Here is a 16,975-nt window from a genome sequence, read left to right on the forward strand (position 1 = left end):
CGCGCTCCTTACACTTTTTTTGAAATAAAGCCTCGGGATTGACATTCTTCCCGGGCTTTCGCATCGTATTTTTTTTGCAGTTCCGGCTGATTCTTTATTTTCTTAATCTCCATTTCTACTCGGCGCAGCCGAAGTTCGGCCAAATAGTTGCAACGAAGATTCATTTCTTTCAGTTCTAAAATAACACCGGAAAGATTCTGATACAATTCTTCCGCCTGTGCACGAAGGGAAGAATCAAACAAAGGCAGCAGCTCCCGAAAAGTCGCTGTTGGCAGCGGGGTCTGCTTCATCAGCCGGTCTCGTTCCAGTTCCATTCCTCGGGATTTCAGCATATATGCCTCTTCGGTTTTTACATGGGCATCCAGCTTATCCACTCTGTTCTGGGTAATATCTTGATATTTCTCTGTTTCTAATAATAAAAATTCTTGAAAAAAAACGAGATACCGTTTTAGAAAATCAATAAATTGTTCCGATAGTGCCCGATCCATTTTATCACTCCTCACATCATGAATCCAGCGGAAAGCTTTTGCCTGTCACATCTTTTGCGGTGTGACTCAGCCAAGTTGATCCAGCAAAAGGCCGGCCAGCTCTTTTGCGTCCACCTGATAACTGCCGGAATCTATCTTTGCTTTTAAATCGGCTAAAAAAGCCGGATCTTTTTCCTGCTTTAAACCGGATATAATCTGTTCTTTGGCTTTTGTTAAAGTGGGACGTTCATTTTGGGTATGCTGAGAAATCTCGATGGTATCACGTTTGGCGGAATCCGAAATTTGATTCAGCTTTGCCACATTGCTTTGCTGACTGGGCTCGCTGCTTTGTGTCAATTTATTTAAATTATTATTGATTGCATTGGGCACATACCCCTGTTTATCAATCCTCATCTTCTTCACCTCATAATCATAATATCGGCATAATACCAAAACAATTTAGAAGATTTTTTGAATGTGGCATATTTTTCTATCTATATTATTTAAAATTGTTTAAATGAAAATCACGGGGTTCTATTCTTCTCTTAACAATATAATGATTGACTAAAATAAAGTGCCCGAAAAGGTTAGAATTTTTATAATGTTTTTGCAAGAAATATCATTGGAAATATCTGTTGTAATAATAGGTTAAAGTTTGCAGAAATAAGTTGACTATTGTCACTTCGCTGTATATAATTAGTTTGAATCCAGTCACAAAATATTTACAGATTATACATTTTTTGGGATTTTCTAATATTTCTTACTTTTTAGTAAAAAAGTGAGCTTTCGCTGACAATAAGTCAAAGAATATGAAATGGGTTATAGATTATATATAGATAAGGGGTGCTTGAATGGATTGGCTTAATAGTATTTCCACAACTCTTCTGACAAAAGATTTGGATGGGCTGTGGCTTCGGCAAAGGGCAATTTCAGGCAATTTGGCGAACTGGGAAACACCGGGATACAAAAGCAAAAATGTAAGTTTTGAAGAAGAGCTGCAAAAAAGTCTTGCGCAGTCGGTGCAAAAAAAGTCGGATTTCGTAAAATTAATTGACAGTACTCAGCCAACAGTAACGGTGTCAGAGGAACTCTCTCAGCGTTTGGATGGCAATAATGTGGATCTGGAACAGCAAAATGTAGAATTTGCAAGAACTCAAATCAATTATATGTATTCTCTTCGTGAGCTTTCGGATCATTTTGCGCGATTGCGCTATGTGATAACGGAAGGAAGAGGGTAAAAGAAACAGAGAGGACGGAACAATCGTGGCTTTTTTAAGTTCCCTGGATATCAGTGCATCCGCTTTAACGGCGGAACGATTTCGAATGGATATCATTTCTGAAAACATGGCGAATTCTTCCACGACCCGAACCGAAAACGGCGGCGCTTACCGCAGAAAACTGGTAGTAATGCAGACCCAAGGGGAAGAAGCGTCTCAGTTTCGCCGGATTCTGCAAAGCAAAATGGATGTTGACCGGCAGACCGGGCAGGGAGTTCGTGTGGTAGAGATAGCGGAAGATCCCAGCGAGCTGACACCGGTGTATGATCCGACTCATCCCGATGCCAACGAAGAAGGGTATGTAATGATGCCGAATGTGGACCCGGTTAAAGAAACCATTGACATGATGGCCGCCACACGGGCATATGAAGCAAACCTGACGATGTTTAATGCTGTAAAAAATATGGCTATTAAGGCTTTGGAGATGGGGAGATAAATCATTATGATGATATTACCAATACAACCGATTGAATCAATTGAAGCATTAAATCAGAAAAATATTGTATCTGCTGATAAGGCGCAGCTGCCTTTTCAATCTTTTTTTCAGGATGCAATTAATAATGTAAAAGAAACCGATCACGCGGTACAAGAAGAAGTCTATAAGCTTGCCACGGGTCAGTCTGATGACTTACATAATATTACCATCGCGTCACAAAAAGCGACTATGTCAGTTCAGCTGTTGGTTCAGCTTCGCAATAAGGCGCTTGACGCCTATAACGAAGTTATGAGGATGAATGTTTAGTATTCCTGATGTTGACATTACTTTAATACTACATTTATTTTGGAAAGGCGTCTGGCAGGGTGCACAATGAGTGAACAACTGAAGAAATATGTAGAACCAGTAAAAACGTTTTGGGTAAATTTAACCAAAAATAAAAAAATAGCTTTAATAGGCGGTTTCGCGGGAATTGTGCTAATAGCTGTATTGGCCGCGTATTTATTAAATCGTCAGCCTTTTGTGATACTTTATCCCGGGATGGAACAGCAGGAAGCGGTTGAAGTAATGACCGAGCTAAAGGGCCGGGGTGTGGAATACAAAGAAAACAGCGGAACTATTATGGTTCCCAAGAATCAGGAAAATGCGCTGCGGATGGATTTGGCGAATATGGGATATCCCAAAACCGCCCCCAATTATGATTTCTTTACAACCAATACAGATGTAATGACCACAGACTATGAGAAGAAAACCATTGAAAAGTACCAGCTCAATCAAAGGCTGGAAGCGGTTATTAAAACACTGGAAGGTGTAAAAAATTCGAACGTTACCATTAGTATTCCCGAACAGAACAGCTATGCTTGGGATGACAATGCGGCGTCCACTACGGCTTCTGTGGCTGTGACCATGTATAATGGAAAGTCCCTTCAGCCCAAACAGGTCAACGGAATTAAACAGCTGGTTTCAAAAAGTGTTCCCAATCTTTTGACTGAAAATGTTGCGGTTGTGGATACGGCCACCGGTGAGGAACTAAGTTCCGACAATGGCGGAGATGGAAATCAGGTTGACATTTCGCAGTTTAAGCGAACCATTGAAAAGGCATATGAAAATGATGTGGCAACCAGTGTGCTGAAAGTGTTAGCTCCCGTTTTTGGTGCGAACAATGTGGGGGTTACGGCTAAAAGTGTGGTGGATGTAGATAAAAAAATCCAGGAAATCGTCACCTATCAGCCTTCTTCTGAAAATGGGAATACCGGTGTTGTCAGTGAGTCCTCTCAAGTTCAGGAACAGGAACGGGCGGGCGGCACAACAGGCGGTACAGCCGGGGAAGAGGCAAATGCAGACGTTACTACATATCCTGGGGTAAAAGTAGACGGCAACACCATTTATGCCAAGGACGAGCAGTCTTATAAATATTTGGTCAGTCAGGTCAAACAGCAGATTCAAGGGGATGCGGCCAGCATCAAAGATATGACCATTTCGGTGGTTATCAATCAGGAAATGATGAACGATAACCAGCGCACTCAAATTGCCTCTTTGGTAGCGCATGCTGCCGCGGTGGACGCCTCTAAGGTAGTCGTGTATAACGCGGTGTTTGCAGAGCCAGCCACTACAGAAACGGCCTCTCCTGGCCTTATCGGCAAAGAAATGGCCCGCATTCTGACTTATGTGGGAATCGGTGCGGCGGTTCTGCTGCTGTTAACTATGATTGCTCTGATTGCTGTGAAATCCAGGAAGAAGCGTATGGTTACGGCCGAAGGCACCGAATTGGAAGTGCCCGAGGATTTCTATGAGCTGACTCCTGTTGGCGAGCAAGGGGAGATTTCGGAGGAACCAGAGGAAGAGGGGAGTCCGGAAGATTTGGCGAAAGAAGAAGCGAAACAGGCTGCCGAAGAAGCTTTGCGCAATAAAAAAGAAGCTTTGGAGGCTCTGGAAAAATCCAGAGAAATGCAGACTGGCAAAGAACAAATTCTGCGTGGCAAACTGAAGGATTTCGCCGCTCAGAATCCTGAAATTGCGGCACAATTGATCCGAACTTGGTTAAGGGGTGATGATTTTAATGCCTGATGCAACAATTAATGGCCCACAAAAGGCTGCCTCTGTAATCGTGGCACTGGGTGCGGAAAATGCCTCTAAAATCTATAAATACCTCAAAGAAGATGAAGTGGAACAGCTTACTTTTGAGATTGCCAGGCTAGAGCAAATGCCGGCACAGGAAGTGGAAGATACCCTGGATAATTTCTATCAGGTTTGCCTGACTCAAAAAGTAATTACCGAAGGCGGCGTGGAATACGCACGCAATGTTCTGGAAAAGGCTTATGGGCCGCAAATGGCCACCACTTTGCTGGACAGGGTAACACGTTCGCTTCAAACAAAAGTGTTTGAGTTTATTCGCAAAGCGGATTATAAGAATATCATTGCAATTATTCAGAATGAACATCCTCAAACCATTGCCATGATTCTTTCTTATACCAGGGCCGATCAAGCAGCCAGCGTCATTGGGGAACTGCCCAAAGACATCCGGCTGGAAGTGGTGGAGCGAATTGCTACCATGGATCGGACGTCGCCTGAGGTTGTCAAAATTGTGGAACAGAACTTGGAAAAGAAGTTCTCTTCTTTGATGTCTTTGGACTTCACCGAAATTGGTGGCGTCAACTATATTGCCGATATCATGAACAATATGGACAGAGCCAACGAAAAATATATATTCGATGAACTTACCCGTAAGGATGCGGCTTTGTGCGAAGAAATTCGCAAGCGGATGTTCGTTTTCGAGGATATTACTGCTTTGGACGATATGTCGATTCAGCGGTTCCTGCGCGAAGTGGATTCCAAAGATTTGGTGTTCGCGCTCAAGGGAGCCAACAAAGAAGTGGCCGAAGTTATCTTCAAGAATATGTCTACTCGTTCCAGCGAAAGCGTTCGTTCCGATCTGGAATACACACACAACGTCAGACTGCGTGACGTGGAAGAGGCTCAGCAGCGCATTGTTGGCATTATCCGCCGTTTGGAAAGTGAGGGCGAGCTCGTCATCATGAAGGGCGGAAAGGATGAGTTCATTGCCTAACATTATTAAGGCTTCGCAATATACCAATGTAACACACCAGAGCGCCAGCCTTTCTGAACTGGCCGTAAAACCGCGGCAGGATGCGAAGACGGCTGCCCCTGTAACGCTTGAGTCTGCAGAGGGACAGCGGGATGTGATTTTACAAGAGGCCTTAGAGCAGGCTAAAAATATTGTGGAAAATGCCCGCAGCTACACCATGAATCAGATGCGGGAATCGGCTGCCCAAATGAACGAAGAGGCGGCTCGGCTCAAGATTGTCAGCTATGAAGAGGGCTTTTCCAAAGGAATGAAAGAAGGAAGAGAGCAGGGCCTTCAAGAGGGACATGCTCAGGGTTATCAGGAAGGCTATGAGGAAGGTCAGGCTCTTGCCATTCGGCAAATGCAGGAACAGCGAGAAAAAATGCAGCAGGAATTCCGCCTCCTCATAGAAGAGCTGACTCAGAGCAAACAGAAGATTTTAGAACAGTTTCAAGAGGGAATTGAAATACTTTCTATTGAGATTGCGAAGAAAATTCTGAACCGGGAAATCAGTGAGGGAACTGCAGTTCCCTCCATTGTGTCAAGTGTGCTGGAAGCATATCGAGATCAGGAATGGGCACAGATTCATGTTTCGGAAAAGAATGCAGAGCTTCTTTTAGAAGATTCTGTGCTGATGGAAAAATTGCAGTTGGTTTCGAAAAACCTGAGGATTGTTCCTTGTGCGGACATGACAGACGGCGACTGCAAAATTGATCTTCCGGATCGTATGCTGGATGCTGGGGTTGACACACAAATAAAAGAGATTGGTTACGAATTGCATTTGTAAAGAAGTACCATAGAAAACGGAGGGCGGATATGACGCTGGAAAGCAGGCTGGAACAACTGGCATCCATGAATTCCGTAGTGTTAAAGGGAAAAGTCGTTAATATTGTCGGGATGATGATAGAAGCTGCGGGCCTGACCTCCAATATCGGTGATATCTGCATGATTGACGGCGCTGAGAACACAGAACCCATTATGTCAGAGGTCATCGGGTTTAAAAACGGAAACATTCTGTTGGTGGCTTACGGTGATATCAAAGGTGTGGGGCTGGGAAGTCTGGTTCGGTCTACCGGAAGAAAGCTTTGGGTTTCTGTGGGGGATTTTTTAATTGGAAGAACCATAGATGCCACTGGAAAGCCCATTGACGGAAAAGGAAGTTTGCCTGAGGGCGAACATTATGGGGTGGATTCCACTTACATCAATCCGCTGGAGCGGCCCCGAATCAGCGAACAGCTGACATTTGGCATTAAGGCCATTGACGGGATGCTGACCATCGGCAAAGGGCAGAGAATGGGAATCTTTGCCGGAAGCGGCGTCGGCAAAAGTACCCTGATGGGCATGATTGCCCGAAATGTTACTGCCGATGTGAATGTAATTGCATTGGTGGGGGAGCGTGGCCGTGAAGTTGCCGAGTTTATGGAAAAGGACTTGGGGCCGGAAGGTTTGGCCCGTTCTGTTTTGGTGGTGGCTACTTCGGATCAGCCGGCTATGTATCGAATGAAATGTGCCATGGTAGCCACGGCCATCGCGGAATATTTTAAGGATCAGGGCAAGGATGTCCTTCTGATGATGGATTCTTTGACCCGCTTTGCCATGGCTCACCGGGAAATCGGCTTGGCTGCCGGGGAACCCCCAATTGCCCGCGGCTACACGCCCAGCATTTACGCAGAACTGCCAAAGCTGCTGGAGCGCAGCGGGAATTTTCGCAAGGGCTCTATTACGGGAATTTATACGGTTTTGGTGGAAGGCGACGATACCAACGAGCCGATTTCCGATACGGTTCGCGGAATTATTGACGGGCATATTGTGCTGAGCCGCGCTTTGGCTCACAAAAATCATTATCCCGCTATTGATGTGAATGCGAGCATTTCTCGTCTTATGAACGATATTGTGCCGGAAGATCACAAAGTGGCATCCGGGAAAATCAGGGACTGGCTTTCTGTTTACCGCCAGAATGAAGATTTGATTTCCATTGGCGCCTATAAGCCGGGGCTGAATCATCGCTTGGACGATGCGGTAAAAAAAATAGATACGGTAAATCAGTTTTTATGCCAACGGGTAAATGAGAGTTTCTCTTTTGAAGAAACCGTTGAATTGATGAAAGAGATGTAAAAGCCATGAAAAAATTCGCATTTACGTTGGAGAAAGTTCTGAGCTTTCATGAGCAGGAACTGGATGTGAAAAAACAGGAACTGTCTGTCTTGCAGGCCAGTCTGAAGAGCTTGGATAAAGAGATTCAGCGCCTGAAGCTGGAACTCATCAAATCCAGTCAGGAAATGTCCCGCTCTATGACTACGGGCCTTGCTGCCAGTGACATTGTGGTATACCAGACCTATTTTCGCTCTTTGGAACAGAAGATTAAACTGCTGACTCAGCAGCGTTCCGAAATGATGAAGAAAGTAGAAGAAAAAAAAGATAGCGTCATTCAGACCAATCAGGATATTTCCGGTTTGGAAAAACTAAGGGAGAAACAATTCCAGGTGTATCAGGCCAGCTGCCGCAAACAGCAGGAACTGGAAATCGAGGAGTTTGTGTCGAAAGGAATTCAGGTTTCTTGATTTGGTTTGAAGTTTATTTTGATAGAACTAATTTTGAAAGGAGGTGAAATAGATGATACAGCAAGTAAGCGTACAACGCCTTGATTTACTTCAGGCTCCTTCTCAGCCGGCGCAAAAATCTGAGGATACCAGTTTTGAAACAGCGCTTCAAAAAGCACAGACTTCTTTTAAAGAGAAGGATGGCAAAGAGCAAAGTCAAAACAATGAACCGCTTTTGGACACCGCATCCCAAATTCCGGACGATACTCTTCTCTCTGCCGCACTTTGGATCAATCCCGCACTTTTTGCGGTTCCGCAGGAAGTGACGATGGTCAGCACAGAGGATGGTTCCGGTTTGGCAATGATTATGCCGGTAAAAGATTCGGCGGTGCAGGCAGGCAACGGCCTGTTACAAAATACGGAGTCCCCAGTTACAGTTCCTTCTCAGTTCTCAGCCGTTTCGTTGGAAGAAGCAGTGACTGCACCGGTTTTTGTACCGGAACAGCAGCAGACACAGCAAAATGCTTTGACCTTAGAACCGTTAGGCGTGAAGCCGATGGGACAAGATGAACTGCAGAGCAGTGAAGTGTCGGTTTCTGCCAAACGGCAGGGCACCGAGGTTTTGCAGCCGAGTTCTGACGCGCCGGTTTCTGCTGACAAGGGAACTCAGGCAGATGGTAAAACACAGACCATGGATTCCAAAACAGAAGCCATGCCTATGAATTCTATCCCAACGGTTTCAGCAGCTTCGCAAGGGCAGCAAAGCGGTGAAAAGAGTTTCGCACAAAGCCAGAATACATCTGAGAGCAGTTCTGCCGGAAAAGAAACAAACGCAGAAACACAACCCACGGTAACTTTGCCGGTTTGGCAGCATAATTTGGCTTCTGCCGTTTCTCGGGCCCAAACCACTTCTCATGTTTCCAGCGGCACCGTTTCTCACTTGACCCAGCAGCTCGCGAAAAATTACCGTGCCGGAATCAATCAGTTCCAAATGGAATTGTTCCCGCATAATTTGGGGAAAGTGTCCGTTTCTATGAAAGTGGAGCAGGGACTTTTGGTGGTGGATATTTTAGCTGACAGCCCCAGAACACAAAGCCTTTTGGCTTCTGGTTCCAGCGAAATTCGCTCCCTTTTGGAATCTGCCGTGGGCCAGCCGGTTCAAATCGCTCAAACGGCTCAAGAAGCTCCTCAATATTATGAGGGACAGGGAAATCAATCCGAAGAGCAAGGACAAGCCGAGCAGCAGGAACAGCGGCAAAATCCGGAAACCACAGAAGATTTCCTCACTGTTTTGAACCAGCTGAAACAACAAAATAATATCCTTTGACACAGGAGGTGTCCCTTTGGATGTCAGTCAGATCAATAGTTATAACACTGCGGCCAGCAAAAGCACAGCAAAAAGCAGTTCCAATTCGGCTTCATCGCTGAGCATCGATCAGTTTTTAAGTTTATTGGCGGCCCAGCTTTCCAATCAGGATGTTATGAATCCCACTCAGGACACGGAATTTATCACTCAAATGGCGCAATTTACGTCCTTGCAGGCATTGGAAAATTTGAATCAATATGCCTCGTATCAGTACGGCAGTTCGCTAATTGGGAAAAAGGTAAGCGTTGCGGCCTATGATAATACGGGAAAATACATTGAAGATGTGGGCATCGTTACCCGATCGGATTTTTCCCGGGGCGACACAACAGTTATGGTAAACGGCAGAAATTATGGCGTTTCCAACATCATGGAAATTGTCAATGATGCCAGTTATGCGTCTTATCAGTTTGCCTCTTCTTTAGTTGGCAAAGCGGTACAGGTTAGCGGATATGATAAGGATGGAAAAGTGGTGGAAAGCACAGGAATTGTTTCATCCTGCAATTTTACATCCGGCGAAGCCATGATTGTGGTGGACGATCAAAACTATACGTTGTCTGCGGTTCGCAAGGTACTGTCGGAAATACCGCCTGAAACCCCTGCTCCAGAAACTCCGGAACCGGAAACACCCGGAACAGATCCGGAACAACCGGGCACTGAAACTGTCGAACCCAACGGCTGAGCTGCTTTTTGAACCTTCAAAAAGGAGTCCCTTATGGAAGATTTACAATTCAAAAAGAACTATTCTGCTTTGATTCACCCCGGATATGGCGTCGGAACTACGATGCCCCAGGTGCAAAAAAAGCAGGAAAACCAAGAAAACAGCGAATTTGCCCAGCTATTGCGGCAGTCGCTGGCGCAGAACACCAAGCTGAATTTTTCTAAACATGCGATTCAGCGAATGGAATCCCGTTCCATTTCTCTTTCCCCCGAACTGGTAACGCAAATCAGCGGCGCGGTGGAACAGGCCAGAGCCAAGGGCGTTCGTGATGCTTTGATTCTGGACGGAACAACCGCATTTATCGTGAATGTTCCCAGCAGCACCGTGGTTACGACCATGAACGGTGGGGAAATGACAGGAAATGTATTTACCAATATTGACGGAGCCGTTATACTGTAGCTGGACCTCTTAAAGGAAGTTACCGGGCTTTGACTGACAGAGAAGCCCGACGGCCCCAAATGACAAAAAGGAGAGGTTATTTTCTATGCTTAGATCATTGTTTTCTGGCGTAACCGGTCTGAAATCCCATCAGACCAAAATGGACGTTATCGGCAACAATATCGCTAACGTGAATACTTATGGTTATAAATCCTCCCGCACAACCTTTCGTGATGTTTATTATCAGACTATTTCTGCTGCAACGGCAGCCACCGGCGATCGCGGCGGAAGCAACGCTTCCCAAATCGGTTACGGTACTTCTGTGGCTTCGATTGATATGCTTAACAGCCGTACCGGCTTTGCGGCTACCGGACGTTCCATGGACCTTTACATCGATGGCGAAGGTTATTTCGTCATTCAGGACGGTGCCGGCAACGAGCGCCTGACTCAGGTGGGTACTTTCGGCTTTGACGGCGACGGCAACCTGACCGACGGCAACGGCAACTTTGTCTGCGGCTATTCGGTAAAAGAGCTGACCAGCACGGTTTCAGTCGGCGGCGCGAAAGTGGATTTTGGAACAAAAGCAGATGGCTCGAAAAACGGTGGAGGCTTTTTAGAAGGCTATACCGTTAAAGTTCAATATGTTACTACAACTCCTACAGATGTGGTAAAAGTAGATCATGATGATAAAGTGATAACGGTTGCTTTGGTTCAAGATACTTCTGTAACACCTGCCAAACTTCCCACCAAAGCAGATTTTCAGACTGCATTGCAAACATCTTCTTGGACGATTACGGGAACACTGCCCAAAGATGAATCTGGTGCTGAAATCGATTTTAATGCGACTGCTATTTTTGATAAAAGCAAGATTGCAGTTATTGGCAGTGATAACGATAAGACCAAAAATGATCTGGTCAAAGAAACCACTGGCAAAATTGCGGAAGAAGCAAAATTTGAGGGTGATGCAAAAGAACAGGCAAACGTTAAGAAAATTATTAATACCCATGGCGAAATGAAAAATATCGCTGTTGGTACCGACGGAACCATTACCGGTGAAGATATTAGCGGCAAAATTCAGATTATCGGCAGACTTGCCATTGCCAATGTTCCCAACCCCGATGCATTGCAGCATGAGGGCAACTCATATTACAAAGCGGTTAACAACATGGGCGTGATTACCTATAGTGCCCCGGGTGCGGATAATACCGGCACTTTGAGAAGCGGCGGTTTGGAAATGTCCAACGTGGATTTGGCCAACGAATTTTCAGATATGATTATGACACAGAGAGGGTTCCAGGCCAACTCAAAAATTATTACCGTTAGTGATGAAATGCTGGAAACACTCGTAAACCTGAAGAGATAACCAATAAGCATCCACCGTTCCTGAACCGGAAGGGCCGGTTCGGGAACGGCGGTTCAATTCAAAGGGGATGTGCGATATGGTAGAGCTGACTAATATGAATGGTGTGGCGTTTGTTCTGAACAGCAATTTAATCGAAACCATTGAATTGATTCCGGAAACAAAAATCACGACAACAACGGGCAAATATTTTTTGGTAAAAGAAACTCCGGATGAGATTGTTCGGAAAGTAATTACATTTAATCAAAAAATTTTTATAAATGTTGTGCGCACTTCTCAAGAATAGTATATAATTAGGTTTGGTAGAAATTGGTCGGCAGGGGCAAAACCTGCGGCAGGCTGCTCCGGAACTGTCCTCGGGTGTTTCGCGAGGGTTGGAATGCTTTTTACAACGGAAGGCTTCACTTAATTTGACGAGGGATTGGTGGTAGTATGGCTGAAATATTGTCACAGCAGCAAATTGATGAGCTGTTGGGCAGCTTGCAAAGCGGAAGCGTTGATTTTCAAGAAATGGAGACCCAGTCAAGCGGTCCCAAAGTAAAAGAATACGATTTTATGTCTCCCAAGAAGTTTTCTCGGGAACAGCTGAAATTACTGGATAATATCTTTGATAACTTTGCCCGGATGTTCAGCCTGCAATTGGCCAGTATGCTTCGCATTTCGTGCCAGATGGAAATTTTGCAGGTGGAAGAAGAAGAATACCGGGAATTTAATAATGCACTGAATGATTCGGTTTTGGTCGCTATGATCGGAATGCATAACGAGGAAAACCGAATTGATGGAAAACAGATTTTGCTGGAGCTGTCCCGCCCAATTTCTTTTTCAATTATTGATCGGATGCTGGGGGGAAATGGCTCAGGGTGCAATATTGAGCGGGACTATACGGAAATTGAATTGTCTTTAATGGAGTACCTGTTCAAACAGGTGCTTTCCCTGCTGAAAAACTCTTGGGCCAATTACATTGAAATCGATCACACTTTAGATATGATCGAAACCAATTCCCGCCTGATGCAGTCTATTCAGCCGGATGAATCTGTTGCAATTGTGGTCATTGAGATCACCCTGGAAGATTTAAAAGGCAATATGAATATATGTTTGCCCTCCACTTCGTTAGAGGAAATTTTCCGTGTGTTTAATTCTAAATATGTCAGGATGCCGCGTAAAGATGATCCTGCGGTGGAACAGGAGCGTAAAGACATTATTATGAAGGGTCTTCGTTCCTCGCCGCTGAATGTATCGGCGGTTTTGGGGAAAACCCAGATTACCCTGGGGGACTTTTTGGGCCTTCAGGTTGGGGATGTCGTTACCCTGAATACGCCGCTGGAAGAAAACCGGATTGAGGTTCATGTGGAAAATATTCCATGGTTTACCGGTGTAATGGGAACAAAGAAGAAAAAGTACGCGGTAAAGATTGATCAAACTCTATAAATATGGAACGGAAAGGTGATTTCTATGGAGCCTAAGGGGTCTAACCACGAAGAGTTGATGTCGCCAATGGAGATAGACAGCATTGGCGAAATCATGAATATCAGTTTGGGGTCGTCTGCAACCACTGTTTCGACTTTGCTGGAACAGCGCGTGAATATTACCACGCCCAGAGTGTCTATCGTAACTGCCCAGGAGTTTGAGTTTAAAGGACTGGAACCCGCCGTAGCGGTAGAAATTAATTATGTCAGCGGTCTGGACGGAAAAAATGTGATGGTTCTGAAAGAATCGGATGTTCAGATCATTGTGGGGCTTTTGCTTCAGACAGATTACTCTGATGAAGAATTTGTATTGGATGAAATGAGCCTGGGGGCAATTTGTGAAGTAATGAATCAGATGATGGGTGCTTCTTCCACTGCTCTGTCACAGCTTTTAAATCGTCCGATTAATATATCGCCGCCCAGCTCTTTTAAAATTGAAAATGCAGTTCAGTTCAAAAAGAAATATTTTGAAGATGAAGAGCCCATTGTGGCGGTGCATTTCAATTTGATGATCGGTGATCTGACTAACAGTGAATTTATCTGCATTCTAAGTCTGGATTTAGCAAAAGACTTGATTTCCAGTTTTGGATTTGGCAGTTCGGCGCTGGAATCTGTGGACGAAACGGCGCAGGCAGAAGCTCCGGCTCCGCAGCCGGAACCCGCAGCTGAGATTCCCACTGCCGCCCCGGTTCCAACGGCTGCTCCGGCTCAGGAACCATCTGCCGCACCTTATGTGCCGCCTGTTTATGAGGCACCCGCAGCGGCTCATCCGGCCATGCCGGCCGCTCCCTCTTATTCGTCGGCTCCGGTGGCTCCCCCTGTTATTCGCTCGGGGAATGTCCGCCAGGCAGAAGCACCGACATATGAAATTCAAAGAGCATCCTACCAGAATTTTGACGAGCAGGATAATGTGTTGACCAATGACCAATCCAATAACCTGAATATGATTCTTTCTGTGCCTTTGGAAGTCACAGTGGAAATTGGAAGCACAAAAAGAAAGATTAAAGAGATTTTGGATTTTACCACAGGCACCATATTGGAACTGGATAAGCAAGCCGGTTCTCAAGTGGATATTTTTGTCAATGGGCAAAAAATCGCCAAGGGCGATGTGGTCGTGGTTGATGATTATTACGGCGTAAGAATTACAGAAATTTCCAGCAATGCTGAAATTATGAAATTACTTTAAATTTTATCCCAAAGTTTTAGGAGGAATCGGATCATGGGAAAGAAAATTATGTTGGTGGACGACGCTGCGTTTATGCGCATGATGATTAAGGACACTTTGCAAAAGAATGGGTATACCGAAATTGTGGAGGCCGGAAACGGCGAACAGGCATTGGCTACATACGCGGCAGAAAAGCCGGACTTGATTTTGATGGACATTACCATGCCTGTAATGGACGGCCTTGAGGCACTGCGCCGCCTTCGGGAAATGGACAGCAGCGTTAAGGTAGTTATGTGCTCGGCTATGGGCCAAGAAACCATGGTTGTGGATGCATTGAAACTGGGCGCAAAGGATTTTATTGTAAAACCCTTTAAGCCAGACCGTATTATGAAAACTGTCAACAGTATTTTAGGCTAAGGCCAACGGACGGAGAGGGGAGAAAAGCTTGCGCGACGAGGTTTTATCTTTGCTGTTCTCTCTGATTGGGATACTGCTTATTTTGTTTGGCTGTTATCTGTTCAGCAAGTTTGCCGCAAAGAAAATCAATTCATTTTCCAATACTCAGAACATTAAAATATTGGAAAAAGTCCCGTTATCTCAGGATAAAGGGCTGGCTTTGGCTCAGATTTGCGGCAAATATTATCTGATTGGATTTTCCAGCCAAACGATTGAGCTGTTAAAAGAGTTATCGGAAAGCGATCTGAGTGTACCCCCAAAATCGGGGCCGAAAAGCAGTTTTTTGGAGGTGCTTCAGGAGGTCGGGAAAAACGGATGGAGCGTGAAATCGTTTGATGAGGACAAAGGAACCATGGAAGCTGGAAAAAAAGGTACCAGACGAAACAAAGACAAAGAAAACCCGTAAGAAATGCCTGGTGGCCTCTTTGCTTTCCCTGGCTTTGACGGTTTTCCTGCCGCTGCAGGCCTCTGCTACCACCGGCATACAGATTAATGGCGACGGGGTGGACACGCTGCAAATTTTGCAGATGTTTCTCATTCTGGCCCTGGCGCCATCCATTCTGATTATGACCACCTGTTTTACCCGTATTGTCATCGTTCTTTCTTTTCTGCGCAACGCACTGGGGCTTCAGCAAACGCCTCCCAATCAGGTTTTGATTGGCATGGCGCTGTTTTTATCGCTGTTTATTATGTCGCCGGTTCTCACGCAAATTAATGAACAGGCTTATCAGCCCTATCGGGAAGAGCAGATTACCCAAGAGGAATTTATCGCAAAAGCCTCTGTTCCAATGAAAGAGTTTATGCTTAAACAGACCAAAAAGGATGACCTCAATCTGTTTTTGAGCCTTTCCAAAACAGAGATCGATGCTGCCAAAGAAGCACCGCTAACGGTGGTGATTCCCGCATTTATGACCAGCGAGCTTCGCCGGGCTTTTCTCATAGGTTTTCTCATTTTTATCCCATTTTTAATTATTGATATGGTGGTTTCCAGCACATTGATGTCTATGGGAATGATCATGTTGCCGCCGGCAATTATCTCTCTTCCGTTTAAACTGCTGTTGTTTGTGCTGGTGGACGGATGGGGGTTATTGTTCAAAACCTTGGTAGCGGGATTCAATGTTTAGCGCGCCCATACCTGTCGCAACAATATTCGGAAGGGTTTTATTTTCATGACAACATCAGAGATTATTGGGATATTTCAGGCCGCACTGCTCACCACCATGAAGCTGGCTATGCCGATTTTAATTTCCAGCGTGCTGATTGGTTTGCTGGTAGCCGTGTTTCAGGCCGCAACCCAGATTCATGAGCAGACGCTGTCTTTTGTACCAAAGTTGTTTGTAATTGCGGTGATTCTGATTCTGCTGGGGCCATGGATGATGGAAGTTATGAGCGATTTTGTTGCTTATATTTTTGATACAATAGTGAGCTTGAACTGACCCGGACAAGCGGAAAGGGTGTTTTCAGGACGCCGGATATGGAACTTGAGTTTAATTTTACACTTCTGCTTTTGATTTTTATGAGGATGACGGGCTGCGTGGTATTTAACCCGATTTTGGGAAGAACCAGTGTCCCGATTGTCATCCGGGTTGGCCTGGCGCTGATGCTTTCTATCTTTTCTTATCAGTTGGTTCCAGTGCAGAACATAGAGCTTGCGACTTTTTTAATTTTCTTTGTAACCATGCTTCGGGAGTTTCTTCTGGGGTTTTTGGTGGGGTTTGTGATTCAGATGTTTTTGTCGGTGATTTTAATCAGCGGCGAAAATATCGACATGCAAATCGGTATTTCCATGTCGAAGATTTACGATCCCCAAAGCAATGTTTCAATGCCGGTTTCGGGCTCTTTGATCAACGCCATGTTTTTTCTGCTTTTCTTCGTTACCAATGCACACCTTACGTTAATGCAGGTATTCGTTCAGCTGTGTGTAATGGTTCCATATGGAACCGTCGCTATTGACCCACAGGTTTTTTCCCGGCTGGTAGAATTATTTCGGCTGATTTTAATCTATGCGATCAAGATGTCGCTGCCGGTTATGGCGTCGCAGCTGATTACGGAATTTGCGGTAGGACTGGTTATGAAGGCCGTGCCAAAACTCAACATTTTTATGATTAACATTCAGGTCAAGGTGATATTGGGATTTGGTATTTTATTATTGATGGCAGGACCATTGGCATCCTTTCTGGAAAGATTGATTACCCTGATGTTTGATGAAATCGGAGCGGTATTCCAATTGCTTTTGTAAAGCGGCGTTTCCGCCCGGCTAT

The 16,975-nt window shown here is 45.2% G+C and carries 22 protein-coding genes; 20 read left to right on the forward strand and 2 right to left on the reverse strand.

Going from position 1 to position 16,975, the window contains the following annotated elements; translation table 11 throughout:
• Window positions 1–8: 8 nt before the first annotated feature.
• Window positions 9–488, reverse strand: coding sequence for a flagellar export chaperone FlgN (flgN, locus tag C1A02_RS03445; RefSeq protein ID WP_101696789.1), 480 nt, complete (start codon window positions 486–488; stop codon window positions 9–11).
• 66 nt (window positions 489–554) lie between these two features.
• A complete protein-coding gene (locus tag C1A02_RS03450; RefSeq protein ID WP_101696790.1) occupies window positions 555–881 on the reverse strand; it encodes a flagellar biosynthesis anti-sigma factor FlgM in 327 nt (108 codons plus the stop codon).
• 437 nt (window positions 882–1,318) lie between these two features.
• Here C1A02_RS03450 and flgB point away from each other — a divergent pair, with 437 nt between their 5' ends.
• From flgB to C1A02_RS03550, 20 genes are all read left to right on the forward strand, one after another.
• Complete coding sequence (gene flgB / locus C1A02_RS03455; protein ID WP_101696791.1) at window positions 1,319–1,705, forward strand: flagellar basal body rod protein FlgB; 387 nt, start codon at window positions 1,319–1,321, stop codon at window positions 1,703–1,705.
• Window positions 1,706–1,730: 25 nt separating this feature from the next.
• On the forward strand, window positions 1,731–2,180 hold the full coding sequence (gene flgC, locus C1A02_RS03460; RefSeq protein ID WP_101696792.1) for a flagellar basal body rod protein FlgC: 450 nt from the start codon (window positions 1,731–1,733) through the stop codon (window positions 2,178–2,180).
• A gap of 6 nt (window positions 2,181–2,186) precedes the next feature.
• Window positions 2,187–2,486: a flagellar hook-basal body complex protein FliE gene (fliE, locus tag C1A02_RS03465; protein WP_101696793.1), complete on the forward strand. Its 300-nt coding sequence runs from the start codon at window positions 2,187–2,189 to the stop codon at window positions 2,484–2,486.
• Window positions 2,487–2,552: 66 nt separating this feature from the next.
• Entirely contained in the window at window positions 2,553–4,247 is a 1,695-nt protein-coding gene (gene fliF / locus C1A02_RS03470; RefSeq protein ID WP_101696794.1) for a flagellar basal-body MS-ring/collar protein FliF, read from the forward strand.
• Window positions 4,240–5,247, forward strand: coding sequence for a flagellar motor switch protein FliG (fliG, locus tag C1A02_RS03475; protein ID WP_101696795.1), 1,008 nt, complete (start codon window positions 4,240–4,242; stop codon window positions 5,245–5,247). Before fliF ends, fliG begins: the two co-directional genes overlap by 8 nt.
• Window positions 5,231–6,052, forward strand: a complete 822-nt coding sequence (locus C1A02_RS03480; RefSeq protein WP_243577897.1) for a FliH/SctL family protein — start codon at window positions 5,231–5,233, stop codon at window positions 6,050–6,052. The genes fliG and C1A02_RS03480 overlap by 17 nt, the downstream gene beginning before the upstream one ends.
• A gap of 29 nt (window positions 6,053–6,081) precedes the next feature.
• Complete coding sequence (gene fliI, locus C1A02_RS03485; RefSeq protein WP_101696797.1) at window positions 6,082–7,380, forward strand: flagellar protein export ATPase FliI; 1,299 nt, start codon at window positions 6,082–6,084, stop codon at window positions 7,378–7,380.
• 5 nt (window positions 7,381–7,385) lie between these two features.
• Window positions 7,386–7,826 carry a flagellar export protein FliJ gene (gene fliJ, locus C1A02_RS03490; RefSeq protein ID WP_101696798.1) on the forward strand — a complete coding sequence of 147 codons (441 nt, stop codon included), beginning with the start codon at window positions 7,386–7,388 and terminating at the stop codon, window positions 7,824–7,826.
• Window positions 7,827–7,878: 52 nt separating this feature from the next.
• Window positions 7,879–9,132 carry a flagellar hook-length control protein FliK gene (locus C1A02_RS03495; RefSeq protein ID WP_101696799.1) on the forward strand — a complete coding sequence of 418 codons (1,254 nt, stop codon included), beginning with the start codon at window positions 7,879–7,881 and terminating at the stop codon, window positions 9,130–9,132.
• 16 nt (window positions 9,133–9,148) lie between these two features.
• On the forward strand, window positions 9,149–9,850 hold the full coding sequence (locus C1A02_RS03500; protein ID WP_101696800.1) for a flagellar hook capping FlgD N-terminal domain-containing protein: 702 nt from the start codon (window positions 9,149–9,151) through the stop codon (window positions 9,848–9,850).
• 33 nt (window positions 9,851–9,883) lie between these two features.
• On the forward strand, window positions 9,884–10,288 hold the full coding sequence (locus C1A02_RS03505) for a TIGR02530 family flagellar biosynthesis protein (protein WP_101696801.1): 405 nt from the start codon (window positions 9,884–9,886) through the stop codon (window positions 10,286–10,288).
• Window positions 10,289–10,373: 85 nt separating this feature from the next.
• Complete coding sequence (locus C1A02_RS03510) at window positions 10,374–11,630, forward strand: flagellar hook protein FlgE (RefSeq protein WP_101696802.1); 1,257 nt, start codon at window positions 10,374–10,376, stop codon at window positions 11,628–11,630.
• Between the two features lie 76 nt (window positions 11,631–11,706).
• Window positions 11,707–11,913: a flagellar FlbD family protein gene (locus tag C1A02_RS03515; protein ID WP_101696803.1), complete on the forward strand. Its 207-nt coding sequence runs from the start codon at window positions 11,707–11,709 to the stop codon at window positions 11,911–11,913.
• 146 nt (window positions 11,914–12,059) lie between these two features.
• Window positions 12,060–13,055, forward strand: a complete 996-nt coding sequence (gene fliM, locus C1A02_RS03520) for a flagellar motor switch protein FliM (protein WP_101696804.1) — start codon at window positions 12,060–12,062, stop codon at window positions 13,053–13,055.
• A 24-nt stretch (window positions 13,056–13,079) separates the two neighbouring features.
• A complete protein-coding gene (fliY, locus tag C1A02_RS03525) occupies window positions 13,080–14,279 on the forward strand; it encodes a flagellar motor switch phosphatase FliY (RefSeq protein WP_101696805.1) in 1,200 nt (399 codons plus the stop codon).
• Window positions 14,280–14,312: 33 nt separating this feature from the next.
• Window positions 14,313–14,675 (forward strand): response regulator, encoded by a 363-nt coding sequence (locus tag C1A02_RS03530; protein WP_101696806.1) that lies wholly within the window; start codon window positions 14,313–14,315, stop codon window positions 14,673–14,675.
• A gap of 28 nt (window positions 14,676–14,703) precedes the next feature.
• On the forward strand, window positions 14,704–15,120 hold the full coding sequence (locus C1A02_RS03535; RefSeq protein WP_101696807.1) for a FliO/MopB family protein: 417 nt from the start codon (window positions 14,704–14,706) through the stop codon (window positions 15,118–15,120).
• Window positions 15,050–15,838, forward strand: coding sequence for a flagellar type III secretion system pore protein FliP (gene fliP, locus C1A02_RS03540; RefSeq protein ID WP_101696808.1), 789 nt, complete (start codon window positions 15,050–15,052; stop codon window positions 15,836–15,838). The genes C1A02_RS03535 and fliP overlap by 71 nt, the downstream gene beginning before the upstream one ends.
• 45 nt (window positions 15,839–15,883) lie before the next feature.
• Complete coding sequence (fliQ, locus tag C1A02_RS03545; protein ID WP_101696809.1) at window positions 15,884–16,150, forward strand: flagellar biosynthesis protein FliQ; 267 nt, start codon at window positions 15,884–15,886, stop codon at window positions 16,148–16,150.
• Between the two features lie 38 nt (window positions 16,151–16,188).
• Entirely contained in the window at window positions 16,189–16,953 is a 765-nt protein-coding gene (locus tag C1A02_RS03550; RefSeq protein ID WP_101696810.1) for a flagellar biosynthetic protein FliR, read from the forward strand.
• Window positions 16,954–16,975 lie beyond the last annotated feature (22 nt).

Source organism: Clostridium minihomine, from assembly GCF_900240385.1.
In the GTDB taxonomy this organism is placed as follows: Bacteria; Bacillota; Clostridia; order Oscillospirales; family Acutalibacteraceae; genus Faecalispora; species Faecalispora minihomine.